This window comes from Rheinheimera sp. (assembly GCF_037442525.1).
Classification (GTDB): domain Bacteria; phylum Pseudomonadota; class Gammaproteobacteria; order Enterobacterales; family Alteromonadaceae; genus Pararheinheimera.
In genome coordinates, this window is sequence record NZ_JBBIQD010000001.1 from 272,679 (window position 1) to 292,158 (window position 19,480).

Annotated in this window: 16 protein-coding genes; 6 read left to right on the plus strand and 10 right to left on the minus strand. The window is 52.0% G+C overall.

All coding sequences use genetic code 11. The annotated features are described in order from the left end of the window. Positions 1-36 precede the first annotated feature (36 nt). Complete coding sequence (gene topA / locus WKJ03_RS01210) at positions 37-2,625, minus strand: type I DNA topoisomerase (protein ID WP_337840329.1); 2,589 nt, start codon at positions 2,623-2,625, stop codon at positions 37-39. Between the two features lie 230 nt (positions 2,626-2,855). Here topA and astB point away from each other — a divergent pair, with 230 nt between their 5' ends. Then, entirely contained in the window at positions 2,856-4,193 is a 1,338-nt protein-coding gene (gene astB / locus WKJ03_RS01215) for an N-succinylarginine dihydrolase (RefSeq protein ID WP_337840330.1), read from the plus strand. Positions 4,194-4,231: 38 nt separating this feature from the next. Here the strand turns inward: astB and WKJ03_RS01220 are convergent, their stop codons facing one another. Continuing rightward, positions 4,232-6,439 carry an Ig-like domain-containing protein gene (locus WKJ03_RS01220; RefSeq protein ID WP_337840331.1) on the minus strand — a complete coding sequence of 736 codons (2,208 nt, stop codon included), beginning with the start codon at positions 6,437-6,439 and terminating at the stop codon, positions 4,232-4,234. Between the two features lie 156 nt (positions 6,440-6,595). Between WKJ03_RS01220 and WKJ03_RS01225 the strand changes: the two genes are divergently transcribed. Next, positions 6,596-7,903 carry a dicarboxylate/amino acid:cation symporter gene (locus WKJ03_RS01225; protein WP_337840332.1) on the plus strand — a complete coding sequence of 436 codons (1,308 nt, stop codon included), beginning with the start codon at positions 6,596-6,598 and terminating at the stop codon, positions 7,901-7,903. A gap of 89 nt (positions 7,904-7,992) precedes the next feature. Here WKJ03_RS01225 and WKJ03_RS01230 read toward each other — a convergent pair whose 3' ends face one another. The 3 genes from WKJ03_RS01230 to WKJ03_RS01240 all read right to left on the minus strand — a co-directional run bounded on the left by WKJ03_RS01230 (position 7,993) and on the right by WKJ03_RS01240 (position 12,116). After that, positions 7,993-8,640, minus strand: a complete 648-nt coding sequence (locus WKJ03_RS01230) for a thiopurine S-methyltransferase (RefSeq protein ID WP_337840333.1) — start codon at positions 8,638-8,640, stop codon at positions 7,993-7,995. Then, positions 8,640-9,632 (minus strand): protease SohB, encoded by a 993-nt coding sequence (gene sohB / locus WKJ03_RS01235; protein WP_337840334.1) that lies wholly within the window; start codon positions 9,630-9,632, stop codon positions 8,640-8,642. The genes WKJ03_RS01230 and sohB overlap by 1 nt, the downstream gene beginning before the upstream one ends. 102 nt (positions 9,633-9,734) lie before the next feature. Next, positions 9,735-12,116: a VolA/Pla-1 family phospholipase gene (locus WKJ03_RS01240; protein ID WP_337840335.1), complete on the minus strand. Its 2,382-nt coding sequence runs from the start codon at positions 12,114-12,116 to the stop codon at positions 9,735-9,737. 211 nt (positions 12,117-12,327) lie between these two features. Between WKJ03_RS01240 and WKJ03_RS01245 the strand changes: the two genes are divergently transcribed. After that, positions 12,328-13,071 (plus strand): YciK family oxidoreductase, encoded by a 744-nt coding sequence (locus tag WKJ03_RS01245; RefSeq protein ID WP_337840336.1) that lies wholly within the window; start codon positions 12,328-12,330, stop codon positions 13,069-13,071. 70 nt (positions 13,072-13,141) lie between these two features. On the opposite strand, the gene WKJ03_RS01250 is transcribed toward WKJ03_RS01245, so the two are convergent. Next, entirely contained in the window at positions 13,142-13,669 is a 528-nt protein-coding gene (locus WKJ03_RS01250) for an H-NS histone family protein (RefSeq protein ID WP_337840337.1), read from the minus strand. Between the two features lie 169 nt (positions 13,670-13,838). Further along, a complete protein-coding gene (gene galU, locus WKJ03_RS01255) occupies positions 13,839-14,732 on the minus strand; it encodes a UTP--glucose-1-phosphate uridylyltransferase GalU (protein WP_337840338.1) in 894 nt (297 codons plus the stop codon). Positions 14,733-14,902: 170 nt separating this feature from the next. Between galU and can the strand changes: the two genes are divergently transcribed. Beyond that, entirely contained in the window at positions 14,903-15,559 is a 657-nt protein-coding gene (can, locus tag WKJ03_RS01260) for a carbonate dehydratase (RefSeq protein WP_337840339.1), read from the plus strand. On the opposite strand, the gene WKJ03_RS01265 is transcribed toward can, so the two are convergent. From WKJ03_RS01265 to purU, 3 genes are read right to left on the minus strand one after another with little or no spacing between them, the layout of a single operon-like run. Further along, positions 15,546-16,070, minus strand: a complete 525-nt coding sequence (locus WKJ03_RS01265; RefSeq protein WP_337840340.1) for a hypothetical protein — start codon at positions 16,068-16,070, stop codon at positions 15,546-15,548. The genes can and WKJ03_RS01265 overlap by 14 nt on opposite strands. Continuing rightward, on the minus strand, positions 16,070-16,552 hold the full coding sequence (locus tag WKJ03_RS01270) for an acyl-CoA thioesterase (RefSeq protein ID WP_337840341.1): 483 nt from the start codon (positions 16,550-16,552) through the stop codon (positions 16,070-16,072). The genes WKJ03_RS01265 and WKJ03_RS01270 overlap by 1 nt, the downstream gene beginning before the upstream one ends. A gap of 41 nt (positions 16,553-16,593) precedes the next feature. Further along, positions 16,594-17,427 carry a formyltetrahydrofolate deformylase gene (purU, locus tag WKJ03_RS01275; protein ID WP_337840342.1) on the minus strand — a complete coding sequence of 278 codons (834 nt, stop codon included), beginning with the start codon at positions 17,425-17,427 and terminating at the stop codon, positions 16,594-16,596. A 260-nt stretch (positions 17,428-17,687) separates the two neighbouring features. Between purU and tsaA the strand changes: the two genes are divergently transcribed. After that, positions 17,688-18,476, plus strand: coding sequence for a tRNA (N6-threonylcarbamoyladenosine(37)-N6)-methyltransferase TrmO (gene tsaA, locus WKJ03_RS01280; RefSeq protein WP_337840343.1), 789 nt, complete (start codon positions 17,688-17,690; stop codon positions 18,474-18,476). After that, entirely contained in the window at positions 18,367-19,473 is a 1,107-nt protein-coding gene (locus tag WKJ03_RS01285) for a galactose oxidase (protein WP_337840344.1), read from the plus strand. The genes tsaA and WKJ03_RS01285 overlap by 110 nt, the downstream gene beginning before the upstream one ends. Positions 19,474-19,480 lie beyond the last annotated feature (7 nt).

A 19,480-nucleotide genomic window follows, 5' to 3' on the forward strand; every position in this document is an offset into this window, starting at 1 on the left:
CGGGTAAACCGCCTTTTTTTATCGCGCTGTCAGCCGCTATTTTTCCTTACTGACCACCCAGCGCCCGTCCTGGTACCAGGCCGACCAGCCAGTGGCTTTGCCATCTTTTTCCGTCATGACATACTGCTGTTTCGTCTTACGCGACCAGCGCAGTATCGCCGGATTCCCGGCACTGTCCTGGGCCGGGGCATCGGTCAGGTAATGGAACTTCGGCATCAGCCTGTCTTTGAAACGCACCAGTTCAGCAATCAGAGGTGCCCGGGTTTCTCTTGATTTAGGGAAAGTCGCTGCCGCGAGGAACAAACCTGCCGCACCATCCCGCAATACGAAATAGGTATCCGACTTTTCACACTTCAGTTCGGGTAAATGCACCGGATCTTCTTTTGGCGGCGCCGCTTCCCCATTTTTCAGCAGCTTACGGGTATTCTTACAGGCATCGTTGGTACAACCAAAGTACTTGCCAAACCGGCCCGATTTCAGCTGCATCTGACTGCCGCATTTTTCGCATTCAATGCTCGGACCATCATACCCTTTCAGTTTAAAAGCCCCGGTTTCCACCAGATACCCATCACAACCCGGATTATTACCGCAGACATACAGCTTGCGCTGCTCATCAATCAGGTAGTGATCCATCGCTGTACCGCACTTGCTGCAACGCTTTTTATGGCGCAACACTTCGGTTTCCAGCTCGTCGTCATCGGCCACCTGCACCACCTCATCGCCTGGCGTCAGGTTCATGGTGGTGGTACAACGCTCTTTCGGTGGCAGGTTGTAGCCAGAGCAGCCCAAAAACACCCCTGTGCTTGCCGTACGGATCCCCATCTTACGGCCACAACTGGGGCAGTCGATATCGGTCAACACAAACTGATTGGTCCGCATGCCGCCTTGTTCAGGATCGGCTTCTGCCTGTTTCAGCTTGCCGGAAAAATCACCGTAGAACTGATCGAGCACATCACGCCATTTCAGCCCGCCTTCAGCAATATCATCCAGCCGGACTTCCATATTGGCAGTGAAGTCGTAATTCATCAGATCACTGAAATTCTCCACTAAACGGTCTGTGACAATTTCACCCATTTTTTCGGCATAGAAACGGCGGTTTTCTACTTTGACGTAACCGCGTTCCTGAATGGTTGAAATAATGGCGGCATAAGTCGAAGGACGGCCAATACCACGTTTTTCCAGCTCTTTCACCAGACTGGCTTCGCTAAACCGTGCCGGTGGCTTGGTAAAATGCTGAACGGGGTAAAGTTGCAGCAAGCTCAGGCTCTGGCCAGGTTTGACATCCGGCAGCTCCAGCTCTTCTTCATCTTTGCGCTTTTGTGCTGGCTGCACCCGGGTCCAGCCATCAAATTTCAGCACCCGGCCCTTGGCTTTTAATTCAAAGTCACCCGCCTGCACTGTAATGGTCGTCACGTCATACAAGGCCGCAGGCATCTGACAAGCGACAAACTGACGCCAAATCAGCTCATACAACTTGCGCGCGTCCGCCTCCATATCGCCCAGGCTGGAGGCCAGCACATTCACTTCAGAAGGACGAATGGCTTCGTGCGCTTCCTGGGCATTGGCTTTGCTGCCATACGACAGCGGTTGGTCCGGCAGGTACTTTTTGCCAAAATTCTGTTCGATATAAGCGCGGCAGGCGGCTACGGCGTCCTGACTTAAATTGGTGGAATCAGTACGCATATAAGTGATGTGGCCCGCTTCGTACAAGCGCTGCGCCAGCATCATGGTTTTTTTCACGCCATAGCCCAGACGGGTACTGGCGGCCTGCTGCAAGGTGGAAGTGATAAAAGGCGCCGAGGCTTTGCTGCTGGACGCTTTGTCCTCACGTTCAAGTACGGTAAAGCTGGCTTGACTCAGCGCTGCTACGGCGAGGTCCGCCTGAGCCTGATTCAGTGGCCGAAACGCTTTGCCAGCCTCTTTCGTCACTTCCAGTCGTAACGCTTGCTTTAATGCGGTTTGGGTGTCGGCGTCGACAGTCCAGTATTCTTCCGGCACAAAAGCTTTGATTTCACGTTCGCGTTCCACCACCAGACGCACAGCCACCGACTGAACCCGACCTGCCGACAGACCACGGGCCACCTTTTTCCACAACAGTGGCGACACCATAAACCCCACCACACGGTCGAGGAAACGCCGGGCCTGCTGTGCATTCACTCTGTCGGTATTGACCTGCCCTGGTTCTTTAAACGCATTTTGAATGGCATTTTTGGTAATTTCGTTAAATACCACCCGCTTAAATTTTTCGGGTTCACCACCAATAATTTCCTGCAAGTGCCAGGCAATGGCTTCCCCTTCGCGGTCCAAGTCCGTTGCCAGATAAACAGTGTCTGCTTTTTCTGCCAGAGCTTTCAGCTCTTTCACTACTTTCTCTTTGCCAGGGAGAATTTCGTAGCGGGCCTGCCAGTTTTTCGGGTCAACCCCCATCCGGTCCACCAAAGCCTGGTATTCTTTTTGCTCTTTACTCAGCTTAGACGCCTTGTCTTTGCCTTTCTCTTTACTGCTGCTGGTGGGCAGGTCGCGAATATGGCCAACACTGGACTTCACGACGTAGTCGTTACCCAGGTATTTGTTAATCGTTTTGGCTTTTGCAGGTGATTCGACTATGACTAGAGATTTCGCCATTTTGTGATTTAGATCCCGACCCTGAGAGCGTGTTAGAAGACAGTTCTTTTTTAACGTATATCCGTAAACTCAAGTTGTGACAAGAGTATAAGTTCATTATTATGCCCAAAGGCCGTGAATTTACGGCCTTTCGCTGAATAAAACAGCGACCTCCAATGAAGCAAACTTAAAGTGGCCGCGCAAAAAATAACAACAGAGCCACATCATCTTTTCGAAGGAATAAAGCAAAAATGAAGTTTTTTGAAGCTAACTTTGACGGGCTGGTCGGCCCGACGCATAACTATGCCGGCTTGTCCGTCGGCAATGTGGCCTCGCTGAATAATGCCAAATCCTTATCCAGCCCAAAACAGGCCGCTAAACAAGGGCTGCAGAAAATGCAGGCCTTGTCGGCCCTGGGTCTGGTGCAAGGGGTACTGGCCCCCCAAGAGCGGCCTGATGTGTACACCCTGCGCCGTTTGGGGTTCAGTGGTACCGATGCGCAGGTGATTCAACAGGCAGCGAAACAAGCCCCCGAAGTGCTGCGAGCAGTCTGTTCAGCCTCCAGCATGTGGACGGCTAACGCCGCCACTATCTCGCCAAGCGCCGACACCGCCGACGGTAAGGTGCATTTTACCCCGGCTAACCTGACCAATAAGTTCCACCGCTCCTTAGAGCCACAAACCACTGGCCGTATTTTAAAGGCGATGTTCAGTGATGACCGGCATTTTTCCCATCACAGCCATCTGCCGGACAACGATCATTTTGGTGATGAAGGGGCTGCCAACCATACCCGTTTATGCCGGAGTTATGGTGACAAAGGTGTCGAGCTGTTTGTGTATGGCCGCAGCGCTTTTGATCGCCAGCAACCGGCGCCGAAAAAATACCCGGCCCGTCATACCAAAGAAGCCTGCGAAGCTGTTGGTCGCCTGCATGGATTGGCCGATGAGACCCTGGTATTAATCCAACAAAATCCGGATGTAATTGACCAAGGCGTATTTCATAACGACGTGATAGCGGTAGGTAACCAGAATGTGCTGTTTTATCATCAGCAGGCCTTTTTGCACACCGAACAAAAGCTGGCGGAAATTCAGCAAAAATTCGGTGAGCATCCGCTGCACTTTATCGAAGTGAAAACCAGTGAAGTCAGTGTTGAAGAAGCAGTGAAAACCTACCTGTTTAACACCCAGCTGGTCACGCTCAGCTCTGGGGATATGGCTATCATAGCGCCGACCGAATGCCGTGACAGCGCGACGGTCTCCGCTTATCTGGAGCAGTTAACCGGCCGCGGCACCCCGGTGCGCCAGGTGCACTATATGGACGTGAAACAAAGCATGCAAAATGGTGGCGGCCCGGCATGTCTTCGCTTGCGGGTCGCGTTAAGCGAGCAGGAATTAGCGGCAGTGAACCCGGCCGTGTTGATGAACGATGCGCTGTTTGCCCGCTTAAATCAGTGGGTGGACCGCCATTACCGTGACGAGCTGACCGAAGCCGACCTGGTCGACCCGCAACTGCTGATTGAAAGCCGTCAGGCGCTGGATGAGCTGACGCAAATTCTGCAGCTGGGTTCGGTGTATCAGTTCCAGCGTTAAGCATCAAGGCCTGGGTTCACCAGGCCTTGTTATTTCAGCTATAGGGTATCGGCACAGCTGAGGCCCTGGCCATACGGATTGCTGGCGGGTTCTGCTGTCTGCTCCGCAACATAGTCACCAGACACATTCAGCCTGAAACTACGTCTGCTGATATTTTCAGTGCCTGCGGCAGTGCCAGACACCCGCAACTCCACCACAGTCCAGGGGGCATGATCCACAGGGTAAGACAACTCAAAAGTAGCCACTCCATTGGCATCGGCCTGAACTGTGCGAGGCACAGAGGCGACATTTCCAGGTGTTAACTGGCCGTCATTGTTGCGGTCTTCCCCGGCGTCCAGAATACCATTGAAATTTACATCTTCTGACGGACATGCCGATGCAGTGATTACAGGCGCCCACACTTTAAAGTTAGTTTCATCAGGCGATTCCACCCAATAGCCTTTGTCATAAGACATGGACAGGACAGCCACATTCAGCGCTTGCCCGGCCACTGGATTGCCTGAGGAGTCGGTCACAAAAATCGAAAACTGCTGACGAAAAGCAGATTCACTGGGCACCTGAATGCTGTTGCCTGTACCAAAGCGGAAAAACAGGGTACGCCCGCCTACGGCCAGTGCCACAGTTGAACTGACCGCCGGACTGGTATCCAGCACCACACCGGATACATTCAGGTTATGGCCTGTGGCCGCACCGGTCAGACTGTCGGCAGTAAACACTGTGGTCGCCAGACCTTGCGAGTCGGTGACCGCTGTCGCCGGGTCCAGCTGGCCCCCTGGCGCGCCATTGAGGTTAAAGGCCACAGTGCGGTTTTTGACCGGGTTGTTATTGGCATCACGCACCACAGCCCGAATCACCGACTGTTCACCAGACCCAACCTGAGTGGGCACGGCCTGCAGTTCAACCCAGCCTGGATGGGTTGCAACAAACTCGACACTGGCCCGGGTCGACAGCAAGTCGGTGGCACCGGAACGGATCTCGGTTGCGGCGATATTGGCAATACCAGCGAAATCTGAACGCACCAACACCTGAGCCTGCCCCTGAGCATTGGTCTGGCTGTCGACAGAGACGCTATTCAGGGCTCCGCTGGCCAGGCCAAGACGTCCCCGGGTGGTGCTGAAATTCACCGCTTTGCCCGCATTGGCTGCCCCATTGATTAACCAGTTCAGTGTCAGCGCATGTTCAGTACCCAGCGGCACTTCGGCCACTGTGGGCTCGGTTGGCACAAAACTGAAACTGTCGGTCTGAATAGCGACCTCCTGCACAGCGACAGCGCCCAAACCTGTAATACGCAGTGAATCCTGCCCTCCGCTTTGAGCTTTGTAACTGAAACTGATACGGCCACTGTTACCGGACGTGACAAAAGTCGCCGCACTGATCGGGTTCCCTAAGGACGAACTGACCGTGAGGATTTCCCCCTGAATGCCATTGCCCACCGAGTCCGTTAAATCGGCGGTCATGGTGACCGTATCTCCCAGCACCACGGAGCGGGGGGCCGACAACAGAATGCGGGTGCCGACCACCTCAACCTTCACTACCGATGTTTTGGTGCCGACAGCGGCTGTGACATCAATAGTGCGCAAACTCTTATCGGAACTGCTGCTGAGCCTGGCTTTCGCGACGCCATCGGCTTCGGTCAGGGCTGAGACAATTTCCAGTTCCCCTGAGCTTGCACTGAATTGCACTGTGATACCGGGTTGCAGCACATTTTTGCTGTCCAGCACCAAAGCGGATAAGTCAATTTTTTCACTGGCGCCTGAACCCAGCTGCAGATTCTGCGCCACCAACCGCACCGAACCAACCGGAGAGATCGGGGCCTCGTCATCCGCATCACCGGCTGACTCAAAACTGATTTGTGCGCTGACACTGTCCGACAAACGGGCGGTAATGGTCCCTGCCCCGCTTTTACTGCCAGCCAGGACACCTATGCTTGCTGTTCCTGTGCTGTTGGTCTGAGCTGTGCCCGCATCATTGCCGAATTTTGCCAGCAGAGGGTCCGACAGCGTAAAGGTCAGGACCTGACCGGCCATAGAGCGGCCGGTGGAAGAACTGAGTTGAGCCTGCAGAGTCAATGGTTGTGCCAGGCTCAGGGCTGAACTGCTTTGCCCGGTCGCCGTGTTCAGACTCAGGCTGATACTGATCACTTCCTGCTGTCCCGGGGAGTCACTGCCGATGGTACCACCACCGCCACCACAGCCCTGAAGACTCAGCAATAACAGCAGCAGGTAGTCACGAGCAATCTTCATCATCCCATCTCCCTGAACGACTAACTTATTGTATTGCTTCAAGCTTAGCCCTGAATTTCAACCCAGGTTAGCTTTATTCCGGCATTTGCTGTTTTTCTTTTACTGGCCAAACTGCTAGGCTAGGCGGCATTTTTTGGACTGTACTGGACTCTACACTTGATGAATCACACAAAAAAACTCAGTCTGACGGCCCGTATTCTGATTGCGATGGCTTTGGGCGTTCTGGTTGGCGCAGCATTTAAAGGCCTGTTGGCTGGCGCAGAGGAAAAAGTGTTTTCTCTGCTGGGGCTGGATATTGCCCTGAAAGCATTTTTCGTCGATGGTATTTTCCACATTGGTGGACAGATTTTTATGGCCAGCCTGAAAATGCTGGTCGTGCCGCTGGTGTTTGTTTCTCTGGTTTGCGGCACCAGCTCGTTGAGCGACGGGGGCACTTTAGGCCGACTGGGCGGCAAAGCACTGGGTTTGTACACTCTGACCACCGCCATAGCTATTGGACTGGCGATATTTTTTGCCGTGCTGGTGTCCCCTGGGGCGGGCGTAGAAATGACATCCGATGCCAGCTTCAGCGTTGCGCAGGCACCTTCTCTGGTCGAAGTGATCCTGAATATATTTCCGAGCAACCCGGTCGAAGCCATGGCCAAAGGCGAAATGCTGCAAATCATTGTGTTTGCAGTACTGATGGGCCTGGCCATTGCGTTAAGTGGCGAGGCTGGCGCCCGGGTTCGGGACTTTTTTAATGACCTGAATGACGTCGTGATGAAGCTGGTTGGTTTTATGATGGAGCTGGCCCCTTATGGGGTATTTTTCCTGATGGCCAAGTTGTTTACCACGCTGGATTTGTCCGATTTAAGCAGTCTGGCCTGGTACTTTGGCACTGTTCTCTTTGTGCTGCTGTTCCACGGTTTTGTGGTGTATGGTGCATTTCTGCAGCTGGCAGGCCGTTTAAATCCGCTGATGTTTTTCCGCAAAATGAAAGACGTGGCCTTATTTGCTTTCAGTATGTCCAGCAGCAACGCCACTATTCCGGTCAATCTGGAAACGACCACCAAAAAACTGGGGGTCAGCAATAACATCGCTTCTTTCACTATCCCACTGGGGGCCACCATCAATATGGATGGCACCGCCATTATGCAGGGGGTGGCCACCGTCTTTATTGCGCAGGTCTTTCAGGTGGAGTTGACCTTTACGGACTATTTAATGGTGATCCTGACGGCAACCCTGGCCTCTATTGGTACAGCCGGTGTGCCTGGTGTTGGTTTGATTATGCTGGCAATGGTGCTGCAACAGGTCGGTTTGCCTGTGGAAGGCATTGCGCTGATTATCGGGGTTGACCGTCTGCTGGATATGACACGCACTGCAGTCAATATCAGCGGCGATGCCATGGTGTCCTGCCTGATAGGCAAAAGTGAACATCAGTTTGATCAGCAGGTTTACGACAACCCGGATGCGGGCAAGTCAGCCTGAAGTTGTCCTGTGACTAGTCCTAAAAAGTGTCAACACTATTTAGGACGGGTCACTGTCTGATAAAAAGCCGGAGTGTGCTCCGGCTTTTTTTACCAACGGATCAGATAAGCCCGCTCCTTCAACTGGCTGACATTGAATTGCCGCTGAGCAAAAGGCCGTCCAGTCAGATCCCTCACCGCCAGCAGCGCTATCTCAGATGCAAAGCCAAATAAGCCCCTGACTTCTGCATCAGTCACCGAAAAAGGCGGTCCTTGCATGTCGGTGTGCGGATACTCCAGCGTCAGCAACAGTAACGAAGCTGTCGGGCACAACAACCTCAGTTGCTGTACGTAGGCCAACCGCATGGATGGAGGCAATGCAATCAGCGCTGCTCTGTCATAAATCAGTTCGATCTGGTCCAACTGCTCTGCCTGCAATGCAAAAAAATCGCCCTGCCAGAGCCGGAACTGTTCAGCGCTGAACACTTGATGTGTGCCATCTGCATCTATCTGCGCCAGCCAGCCTTGTTCCTGAAAAAACTGCTGACAGGCCAGCTCAGACAATTCAGCCCCAACCACAGGACCAAACCGGCGCCACCACAACATATCCAGACTTTTGCCACACAAAGGTACAAAGGTCTGCACTGGTGCGACTAAACGCAATTGCGGCGTCAGAACCGGTAACAGCGGATGCAGCTCAGTCTGATGAAAGCCGATGCGTTGCTGTTGCCAGCATTGATGCCAGAATTCGGCCTGCATCAGTGCCAGCCCGTCTGCTGTGCCAGCTTCAGCCAGGCTTTATGGAGTGCAGATGCTGCCGCCAGACCTAAACGCTCCGCCAGTTTGGCTTTCAGCTGATAGCTGACCTGCACCACCAGTTTGTGTTGGTAACTGTCCAGCAGGTAATCATCACTGGTCTGTAGTTTGTCAACTAACTGCAACTCTTTAGCCTGATAACCAAACCAGTGCTCACCTGTCGCCACTTTATCTATATCCAGCACAGGCCGGTGTCTGGCAACAAAGTCTTTAAACAACAGATGGGTTTGCTCCAGCTCCTGCTGAAACTTCTGCCGGCCTTTGTCGGTATTTTCGGCAAACACAGTCACTGTACGTTTAAATTCACCCGCAGTGAACTGTTCAACATCAATATGGTTCTTTTTCAATAACTTATGGAAGTTTGGCAGCTGAGCCACAACACCAATAGAACCGACTATGGCAAAAGGGGCCGCAATAATACTATTGGCAATACAGGCCATCATATAGCCACCGCTGGCCGCCACTTTATCGACTGCGACCGTCAGTGGGATCTCACGCTGGCGCAGCCGCTCCAGCTGGGACGCGGCTAAACCATAACCGTGCACCACGCCGCCTGGGCTTTCCAGCCGAACCAGCACTTCATCTGCAGGCGTGGCAACCGCCAATACAGCCGTCACTTCTTCGCGCAGCGCTTCCACTTCGTGCGCATCCATACTGCCATTGAAATTAATCACAAAAAGCCGCGGTTTTGCCGTGGCGCCCTCTTTGTCAGCAGGCTGGTTCTTTTTCCATTGCTTAAAGGCCTTTTTATCCAGCAACTGCTGCTGGATTTCAAGCTGCTGCTCTTTGTATTCAGCCGACAAGTCGGTGAATTCCAGGCCCGCTTTCTGACCTTTTTGCCGGCTGCTGATCAGCAGGATAAGAATAAAGGCGATACAGAGCACCAGAGTGACGGCTTTGGCCAGAAACAGGCCATAGTGATACAAAAATTCCACGGGTTTTCCTCAAGGCAAAAAAGGGCATTCTAGCCTGCGGCTGATCCATTCGGCAAAACAAAAGGCCCGGCGAAAGCCGGGCCTTGACTGCACGAACTTGTGTTAGTTGGCAGGAGCCATCACAGCACCATTGGCCACGCTCAGGCCTGCACCGCGGCTTAAGAAGAAACTCACAGTCTGAGTTTGCATCTCTGTCGTGACTGCAGGCACTGTAGGACGCAGCAATGAACCGTGCTCGCCGGCAATAAAGCGGCTCAGCGAGGTTCCAACCACAGGGTAAGTTCCGGCCACATTGTTGACGGCTGAGGCCCCCAACAGACGCGCCAGAGGTTCAGTCCCTGCCAGAGGCATGCCAGCCGCCTGATTTGGGATCACCTGATCCGGCAGACTGTCAGCACCATTGCCCACTACTTCGTTGATATAAGCAGGTGTGGCAGACGCGACGAAGGTTGAGGCGAAGTTGTTTGGATCGCCGGAGTCCGTCACGGTTTGCGCCGCAAACGCAAACTGGGTAAAGGCAGCATTCATCGCCGCCACAGCCGCCGTATTGCCAGTGCTGGTCAGATACTGCACGAAAGGATTAAAACAGGCCGCGAAGGGGGCCTTTAACGCGGCGCCACAACCGCCCTGAGCGGTAGCGAAGTCCGTAAAGCCCTGAGCCGTTGAACCACCGGCACCTAACAGCACGCTGGCTTTAATGGTGGGACCAAAAGCGGCCGATTCCAGCAGGAAATTGGCTACAGCACCGCCAGGTACTGATAAAGCGGCTGAACGCATCTTATACAACGCATCCAGCTGAGCATTGCCAGTGCTGCTATTGGCCATAGCCACTGCAGAAACACCGCTGATAGAACCCAATGAAATACCCAGGAATTGCACATCCTGGGTATTCAGCAGACCAGGCTGGTTATTAAAGTTCATGCCAAGACGTAAACCTAAGATATCGGCGATGCTCTGACGCAGGTTATCGCGGGTCACCAGCAGATTCGACAGGTTCATATAGACTGTCGCGTCCACAGTGGTGGCGTTCATCTGACCAAAACCACGGGCGCCGTGCAGCGGATGGTCGATCGCAATAGTCGCAAAACCGCGGGCAGACAATGCACCGGTAATGGCCAGCATATCTTCTTTACGTGAGGTAATACCGTGCTGCAAAATCACCACAGGCCAACCTGCCGCAGGTTTGGTCACACCAAGGCCTGCCACCAGGGTTTCATCCGGCACCGTCACCTGTACTGGCACGTTTTGCACTGAATTTACTTTAGGAATGACGTTAAACTTGCTCAGATGACGGAATGTATCCAGACCAAAATCACGTAAAGCCCCATTGGATGCCGCGTTACAGAATGCATCATTGGCTGCTTGTGCTGGATCCGTGATTTTTGCTGCAGCATCGGCCTTCTGTGCATCGGACATCATCCCGATAATGGCACCTGAATCACAACGTGCTACCCAGCGTGTATTCAGCGGCGCTGTTGGGTTGGCGTCAGTAGGTGTGCCCAGGTAATAAGGCAAATTCACTGTACCGGTATACAATCTGGCCATCTGGAATAATGGGCTGGCTGCGGCAAGCTGAGGTGATGCCTGGGCGACTGTCAGGCCAGTGTTTGTCAGATTCAAAACCGGCGAAGCCGCAGTGCCAACTGTCTGTCCCATCAAACCTTTGATGGTATTAAACACAGGTTGCACCGATTGGGTCGTGATAGCGGCGGTGTAAATAATGCTGTCTTTATTGATGCTTTGCGTCGAAACCACATTTTCGAAGCTATTGATCACGCCTTGCAGTGCCAGCTGTGCGGCTGAACCCAGTGGCTTGGTTGCGATATCCTGGCGCACCAGCTCGTATGTAGTCGAGCCTGCGACAGCACGGCCTTCAGAATCTTTCAGCTGGTCAGTCAGGACCAGCAGATAGGTGGTATTGGACTTCAGTGGTTTTAACGGGATCACAGCCACACTGTTACCGCTGGCTTTGCTGATGTAATCCACCCCAAAGGTCAGGCTTTTCACCGCCTTGCAGGCCACACCTCGGGGTACAGCACGGCAGTCCGCGTCGCTTGACATCGGGTCGCCCATCACGGCTTCAACCAGCATCACCGAACCCGGCATTCCGGCTGTGGCAGCATCCAGTGAAACCCCACTGGCAAAACTTAAACTGATGGAAAATGGGTTTTGGGTTGACCAGCCGTCCAGAGCCCCTAAAGCCGTTGAAGGATCTGCATAATTCGGCGCTGCCAGCGCTGCGCCTGTTACCGGGCTTTTTTCACCCGGCATATATAAGGTGCCGTCATTGGTGCCCTGCAACAACAAATCATTGGGTACAGACAAAGTTCCGGCTGAAGGGTCAAATACGACGCGGGATAAAGGTTTCAGTACCTCCCCGCCGGTTTGTGTGTCTTCTTTAATATCATCCAGTGATTCACCGCCACCACAACCAGTCAGGCCTAAAGCACTGGCAACGGCAAAGCTAAGCAACAGCTTTTTCATATCATCTCCCCGTGTCCTGTATATCTTTTGTTTTCGCACCGCTCTGGTGCGTTTTTTGTTTTTGTGATCCGAGCCTTAACAGCTACGACCAGTTAAACTTAACCCAAACCAAAAAAATTCGCTAGCGCAAAATAGGTGAGGTCAAAGAAAGGTGCAAAAATCTGTCGGAGCAGGTATGCTGCCGCCATTTTTTAAGGTCTGAGAGAGAATTATGTTTGTGTATCAAGCCGCAGCAAATGCCCTGACAGGTAAAGTGATTCTGGTCACAGGAGCTGGTGATGGGATAGGCAAAGCCGCCGCCAAAACCTATGCCGCCTTTGGCGCTACTGTGATTCTGCTTGGTAAAACGACAAAGAAACTCGAAGCCACCTACGATGAAATCGTCGCCGCTGGCCACCCGGAGCCTGCTATTGTGCCGCTCGATTTAAAAGGTGCCACAGTCAAGCACTACAAAGATATGGCGGCCACCATTGAGGCTGAATTTGGCAAGCTGGACGGCCTGTTACATAACGCAGGCATTCTGGGTGTGTTAAGTCCGTTTGAACACATTGATTTAGCCAGCTGGAATGACATTCTGCAGGTGAATCTGACCTCCGCCATGTTACTCAGCCAGGCGCTGATGCCGGTTCTGAAAAAATCCCCTCATGCCTCTGTTGTCTTTACCTCCTCTGGTGTTGGCCGCAAAGGCCGGGCCTATTGGGGACCTTATGCAGTCTCCAAGTTCGCTACAGAAGGCTTAATGCAGCTGATGGCCGATGAATATGAAGGCTCAAACATCCGGGTCAATGCAATCAATCCGGGCGCAACCCGCACCAAAATGCGTAACAGAGCATACCCTGGCGAAGATCAATTGAGTTTACCGACCGCAGAAAGCATTATGCCGGTTTATCTTTATCTGATGAGTGATGACAGCCAAAGCGTGAATGGTCAATCATTGGATGCACAACAGCAATAACGCGGTTCCGTTCAAAAATAACAAGGCCCCTGAACAGGGGCCTTGTTATTTCCAGATATGAAGGCTGTGATCATTTCTTTTGCAACAGCTCGTCACCATTGGCCTGAGCCCATTGGTTCCATACATCCACTTTGGCGTTGTAATTCTCAACAGCCTGAACCACTGCGTCTGCTAACAGTGCTTCCACATCTTTTTCATACTTGGTTTCGACTTTATGAAACGGCACCACTTTGATACCGCGGTCTAATAAACCCTGTTTCATCGTATGGGTTTTTAACAGATTCAATTTGCCTGCATCAACATAAAAGAACTGGCTTTCCTTATTGATGGTTTTGAATTTTGGCTTGACCGGGCGTTTCCCTACTGGCTCCGACGGAACTGCTGCTGATACAGCGGCCTCAGCATCCAGCTTGTAGCCCAGTTGCTCCAGGGTGAACCCCTGAGCTTTTGCCAAAGCGCGGATCTGATCGAGCACTTCCGTTTCTTTTTGCCGTTCAGCCAAAACTGAATTTAAGGTATCAATTACTTCCTGTAATTTGATGGTCGTGATTTCTTTAGCAGCTTTTTTAAGCTCTTTTTTATCCAATAACAAAGACATTTAAACCTCCGACTAAATAACTTGCTGCAGAATACTACGAAAAATATTTCTGCAGCTAATATATTTTGCTTTTCAGACAAAGATATTCAGAAAAATGGCGATCAATTTTCTGATACTGATTAAAAAGCTAGATGACTTTTATATGTTGTCCAGTGTTCAGGGCCAGAATCTACCACGGGTTTTGTTTCAGAAAAGTGGCAAACTCGTCTTTTAAAATGGGGTCTTGCAAGGCATATTCAACAATGGCTTTCAAGTACCCAATTTTACTACCACAATCATGGGATTTTCCCTGAATATGGTAAGCCTCAATCGCTTCCAGGGCTAACAATGAATGCAAAGCATCGGTCAGCTGAATTTCGCCACCTGCCCCGGGAGCGGTCCGGCGTAATAAATCCCATATATTCGCGGACAACACATAACGGCCGGTAATAGCCAGATTGGAAGGTGCTTCATCCAGATCCGGTTTTTCCACCATATCTTTAATTTGAATCGACTGTCCGGCGTCGAGCTCGCAACCATTTAAATCAACAATGCCATATTTATTGGTTTCAGTCTGCGGCACAGGTTCAACCATAATCTGACTGGCGCCCGTTTGCTCAAAGCGTTCTATCATGGCTTTTAAATTGTGCTTGCGTGGATCTGCCTGATATTTATCAATCAGTACATCCGGCAGTATGACCGCAAAAGGTTCATTGCCAACCACAGGCGCAGCACACAGCACTGCATGCCCCAACCCCAAAGCCACAGGCTGGCGCACTGAGATGACAGTCACATGTTTGGGGTTAATAGAACGGACTTCGTCCAACAAAGAACGTTTGACCCGTTTTTCCAACTGAGTTTCCAGTTCAAAGCTGGTATCAAAATGGTTTTCTATCGAATTTTTACTGGAATGAGTCACCAGTACAATTTCTGTAATACCGGCAGCTGCCGCTTCTTCCACCACATATTGAATTAATGGTTTGTCGACCACAGGTAACATTTCTTTTGGAATGGCTTTGGTCGCAGGTAACATTCGGGTGCCCAATCCTGCGACAGGAATCACCGCTTTTTTTAATTTCATCATCGCAACAATCCTTGCTTACAACCAAGTACAAGAGTTTTCTCTTCCTATGATACATGCAGGGGCTATAATGCGACCAGCTTTCTGTATCCTGCCTGAATCCAAAGCTGGTCGGGGTTCTTCCCTTGGAGGGATCAGGTATCGTAGCGCAGTTTTTTTTGTAAGGTGAGCCTATGTCAGATATCAAACAATTATTCGCCAACAATAAAGAATGGGCGGATCGAATTGAGCAAGAAGTTCCGGGCTTTTTTAAACAGCTGTCGGAACAACAGGCTCCGGAATATTTATGGATTGGTTGTTCAGACAGCAGGGTTCCAGCCAATGAAATAGTGGGTCTGTTGCCGGGTGAGTTGTTTGTTCACCGCAATGTGGCCAACCTGGTGGTGCATTCCGATATTAACTGCCTGTCCGTGTTGCAGTTCGCCATTGATGTACTGAAAGTCAAACACATTATGGTCGTCGGGCACTACGGCTGTGGGGGTATTGCCGCAGCCATGAATAAACAACGGATAGGTTTTGTCGACAACTGGCTGCGTAATATCAAAGATGTTTATGCGCTGCACCGCGAAGAACTGGATGGCATCGACAATGAAGCCACCCGACTGAATCGTCTTTGTGAGTTAAATGTGGTCGAACAGGCCCGGAACGTCTGTCACACCAGTTTTGTGCAGGATGCCTGGGAGCGGGGTCAGGAACTGACTGTGCATGGCTGGGTCTACAGCCTGCGTAACGGACGGGTAAAAGATTTAAAGGTCAGTTACTCCGCGCCGTCCCAGATCGACAACATTTACCAGTTGGAACCGATGGAAGAATCGCTCAGCGAAAAATAATCTCGGAGGGTTCAGTGCGCTGATACTGTGCGCTGTGCCCTTTCATCCACTCGCCATTTTTCTGATACTCCGACTCCACGGTCAGCTTGTCACCTTGAAGCACAGAACGGGAACGCACCTGGGTAATGCCCTGCTGATTATTTTCCACCTGTTCCAGTGCCACTATGGCCCCTGTCGCCGCATCCACCGACATAGTGCCATGCGTATAAAAACCTGCCGTGGTGAAATAATAAAACACCAGGCTTTGCCGTTTTTCATCCCAGAAGATCATGCTTTCGCCACCGTAAGCGCCATCATTCACCGAATGAACCGTTTTGATGGCCTGCCCGTTTAACACCCGCTGCCAGTGGGATTTATCCAGCATTCTTTCGGTTTTACCCGGCTCCGTCAGATCGCCTTGCCAGAAACTGCCCAGAAAAGGCCGGAACACTTCCAGTTTCGGGTGCAACACAGCTTCAGCGGCCTGCACACTCCAGACACAACTCAGTACAAATGCGATAAGGTATTTCATCAGTCTCTCCCCGAATAAAAATCCAGCATATCCTGCTCTACTTCCTGCGAAAAGGCTTTGGTTTTGCGGGCATAGGCCTCCAGAAACCTGTCTTCGTCCGTTTGTGGTTCCCAGGCCGGCACCCTTGCAGGCTGCCCCTGTGCATCCAACGCCACAAAGCTGATAATGCAATGATTGGTCTCCTGTTTGGTGCCACCTTTGCTGTCAAAAGAGCTGACCTGCACCAGCACCTGCATACTGGTGGTGCCGGTCTGTACGACACGGGCGACCAGCTCGACCTGATGCCCGACCAGAATAGGGTGACGAAAGCGGATGGTGCCGACGGATACAGTGACACAATAAAGTCCGCTCCAACCGGCGGCACAGGCATAGGCCACCTGATCAATCCACTTCATCACCATACCGCCATGCACTTTGCCACCAAAATTAACATGGGTCGGTTCAGCCAGAAAACGAAATTCAACCTGTCGTTGCAATGCCATAGCGTCTCCTTTGTTCCAGACAGCATAGCTGCCCGGACAGGTTAGAGAATCACTGTTTTATTGCCACAGACAAAAACCCTGTCTTCCAGCACCAGTTGCAGCGCTTTGCTCAGCACGTTTTTTTCCACATCCCGGCCTGCTTTCACCATATCAGCCGCACTGTAAGTATGATCAACAGGTGTCACCAACTGTTTGATAATAGGCCCTTCATCCAGATCATCCGTGACAAAGTGGGCGGTCGCACCGATGATCTTTACCCCACGTTTATGCGCTTGATGGTATGGGTTGGCGCCGATAAAGGCCGGCAAAAAACTGTGGTGAATATTAATAATCCGGCCCGGATACGCTGCAACAAAAGCCGGGCTCAGTACCCGCATAAATTTAGCCAGCACCAGATAATCCGGATTGTAACTGTCGATCACCTGGCGAAGTTCAGCCTCATGCTGCTCGCGGCTTTTATGCAAATGGCTGACCCAGTGGTACGGCAGCTCAAACTTTTCGCTCAGGCTTTGCAACTCCGGATGGTTTCCGACCACAGCCGCTATATCCAGCGATAAGGAACCGTCATACACCTTCATCAGAATATCGCCCAGGCAATGGGCTTCTTTGGTCACCAGAATCACCACCCGCTTTTTGCCTTGGGCTATCAGCTGGCGCTGGCTGCCTTTGGGCAAAGCGTGGTCTAAGTCCCACAGCAGCGTCTGGTCATTAAAAATGCCTTCCAGCTGAGTACGCATAAAAAACACACCTGAATCCGGGTCAACAAATTCGGTATTGCGGATAATGTTCAGCTGGTGCTTGTAACAAATATTGGTGATTTGCGCGATCAGCCCTTTGGAATCCGGGCATTCCACTAACAGTACTTTTTTTTCCATGGTTCATTATTCTCGTCAAAAACTATAGACACAGCATTCAGAGCGGAATTTACGTGAAAGGCAACAGGGGTTGATTGGCTGCAGGCTCTTTGGCTTGCTTACAGGCTATGTATCCTGCATATCCGCTGGATTGTAAAGCACTTTTTCTGTCGCATTGCCCCTTGCACCGACAAACTTGTCCAGAGGTGAACGGACCTGCCATAATACCGCCCTGTTGTTTTTCGTTTTTGGTGTCTGACACCACATGCCCAGAGGATCGAATGCCCTCTTATCAACTGCAGGTCGTGGGTTACGTCCGCTCCCCTTACAAACAGAAGTTTGCCATTCCCCGCCAGCCAGGCCTGATTGCTGAAGCCAAAGCTGAATTGGTGCTGGAAAAAGGTTTTGACGATGATGCGATGGTCCGTGGCATCGAAGCTTTCAGCCATTTGTGGCTGGTGTTTGTGTTTCATGAAACGGCGGACAAAGGCTGGTCGCCTTTGGTTCGCCCTCCCCGTTTAGGCGGCAATGAGAAAAAAGGCGTGTTCGCCACCCGTGCCACCTTCAGGCCCAATCCTGTTGGTTTGTCGGTGGTAAAACTCGAGGGCGTGGTGCGCCGCCAGGGCCGTTTAGTTCTGCAGTTATCCGGCGTGGATTTACTCGACAACACACCAGTTCTGGATATTAAACCTTATCTGCCTTATGCCGACGCCTTGCCAGAGGCGTTGGGAGGCTTTGCCGACAGCGCGCCTGAAACCGATATGACGGTCAGCTTTTCGGAGCAGGCAAGCGCTTTTTGTCAGCACCAGACCCACTACCCCGATTTACGCCTGCTGATTGAAAAGGTGTTGAAACAGGACCCCAGACCTCAGTACAAAAAACAAAAAAGTGACAGTCAAAGCTATGGCATGACCCTGTATCACTTTAATATCAAATGGACAGTGAATGGAGGCCATAACCATGTTACAGAAATACATCAGCTGCAAAATAGGGCAACAGGGCCTGTTGCTATGCCGGGCGCTGACGATGGGCCTGGTGCTGTCTCCCAGCCTGAGCCTTGTGGCGGCTGAACTGCCCCCACTGCCAGAACCTGTCAGCAATCAGGTTGTTTTGAGCACCAGTGTTGGCGGCAAAACATATGTCAGCAGCTTTATGGGCCTGGGTGGCGGCAAAAGCGCTAAAGATGTGCATAACAGAGCCTGGCAATGGACGCTTGGCGACCCGGTCTGGCAAGCGGTCAGCCCGGTACCAAGCCGGGCCCGGCTGACAGGCCGGTTAGCAGCCAGCGGAGTGGCCATGCAAAACCACTTCTTTTTATTTGGCGGTTACACTGTAGCGGCCAACGGAGAAGAAACCACCAGCGCCGAAAGCTACAGATACAGCCCGGTGACCCGTACTTACAATAAACTGCCGGACATGCCCGTAGCGGTGGATGATGCGGTCGCGCTGAGTTATCAGAACCGGTACATTTACCTGGCCAGCGGCTGGTCGCAGGACGGCAATGTCAACCTGATGCAGCGGTTTGACAACTTCACTCAGAAGTGGAGCCAGGCCACCCCTTTTCCTGGCACTCCAACCTTTGGTTTAGCCGGAGCTATCACAGGCTCAGTGCTGGTGCTCTGTGATGGCGTGGCGATCAATTACCAGCAACAACCCCGTCAGTATCAGAGCCTGGCTCAGTGCTGGCGAGGCGACATTGACGCCAAAGACCCGGCAAAAATCAGCTGGCAGCCGTTACCCCACCCAACAGGCACAGCCCGTTACCGGATGGCCGCCGCTGAAGTGACCATCAATGGCAGTACCTACCTGGCCTTTGTTGGCGGCAGTGAAGCGGCCTATAACTTTAATGGTGTTGGTTACAATGGCCAACCGGCCGAACCCAGCTCTGCCGTCTGGTTATTTAATCCGGCCAGCAACAGCTGGTTACTGGCACAAACAGCTGTAGGTGTGATGGACTTGCGCACACTGCTGACACTGGACGGTGAGTTATACAGCCTTGGCGGCATGCTCAGCGGCCAGCAAGTGACAAACCAGTGGACCCGGCATCAGATTAAACTTCTGCCCTGAGCCAACG

Coding starts and splice junctions, on each gene's coding strand:
- WKJ03_RS01240 (WP_337840335.1), bottom strand. CDS start 12,116: ATGAAAAAGCTGTTGCTTAGCTTTGCCGTTGCCAGTGCTTTAGGCCTG.
- purU (WP_337840342.1), bottom strand. CDS start 17,427: ATGGAAAAAAAAGTACTGTTAGTGGAATGCCCGGATTCCAAAGGGCTG.
- galU (WP_337840338.1), bottom strand. CDS start 14,732: ATGATGAAATTAAAAAAAGCGGTGATTCCTGTCGCAGGATTGGGCACC.
- WKJ03_RS01220 (WP_337840331.1), bottom strand. CDS start 6,439: ATGATGAAGATTGCTCGTGACTACCTGCTGCTGTTATTGCTGAGTCTT.
- can (WP_337840339.1), top strand. CDS start 14,903: ATGTCAGATATCAAACAATTATTCGCCAACAATAAAGAATGGGCGGAT.
- topA (WP_337840329.1), bottom strand. CDS start 2,625: ATGGCGAAATCTCTAGTCATAGTCGAATCACCTGCAAAAGCCAAAACG.
- WKJ03_RS01285 (WP_337840344.1), top strand. CDS start 18,367: ATGTTACAGAAATACATCAGCTGCAAAATAGGGCAACAGGGCCTGTTG.
- WKJ03_RS01225 (WP_337840332.1), top strand. CDS start 6,596: ATGAATCACACAAAAAAACTCAGTCTGACGGCCCGTATTCTGATTGCG.
- WKJ03_RS01250 (WP_337840337.1), bottom strand. CDS start 13,669: ATGTCTTTGTTATTGGATAAAAAAGAGCTTAAAAAAGCTGCTAAAGAA.
- WKJ03_RS01245 (WP_337840336.1), top strand. CDS start 12,328: ATGTTTGTGTATCAAGCCGCAGCAAATGCCCTGACAGGTAAAGTGATT.
- tsaA (WP_337840343.1), top strand. CDS start 17,688: ATGCCCTCTTATCAACTGCAGGTCGTGGGTTACGTCCGCTCCCCTTAC.
- WKJ03_RS01270 (WP_337840341.1), bottom strand. CDS start 16,552: ATGGCATTGCAACGACAGGTTGAATTTCGTTTTCTGGCTGAACCGACC.
- WKJ03_RS01230 (WP_337840333.1), bottom strand. CDS start 8,640: ATGCAGGCCGAATTCTGGCATCAATGCTGGCAACAGCAACGCATCGGC.
- astB (WP_337840330.1), top strand. CDS start 2,856: ATGAAGTTTTTTGAAGCTAACTTTGACGGGCTGGTCGGCCCGACGCAT.
- WKJ03_RS01265 (WP_337840340.1), bottom strand. CDS start 16,070: ATGAAATACCTTATCGCATTTGTACTGAGTTGTGTCTGGAGTGTGCAG.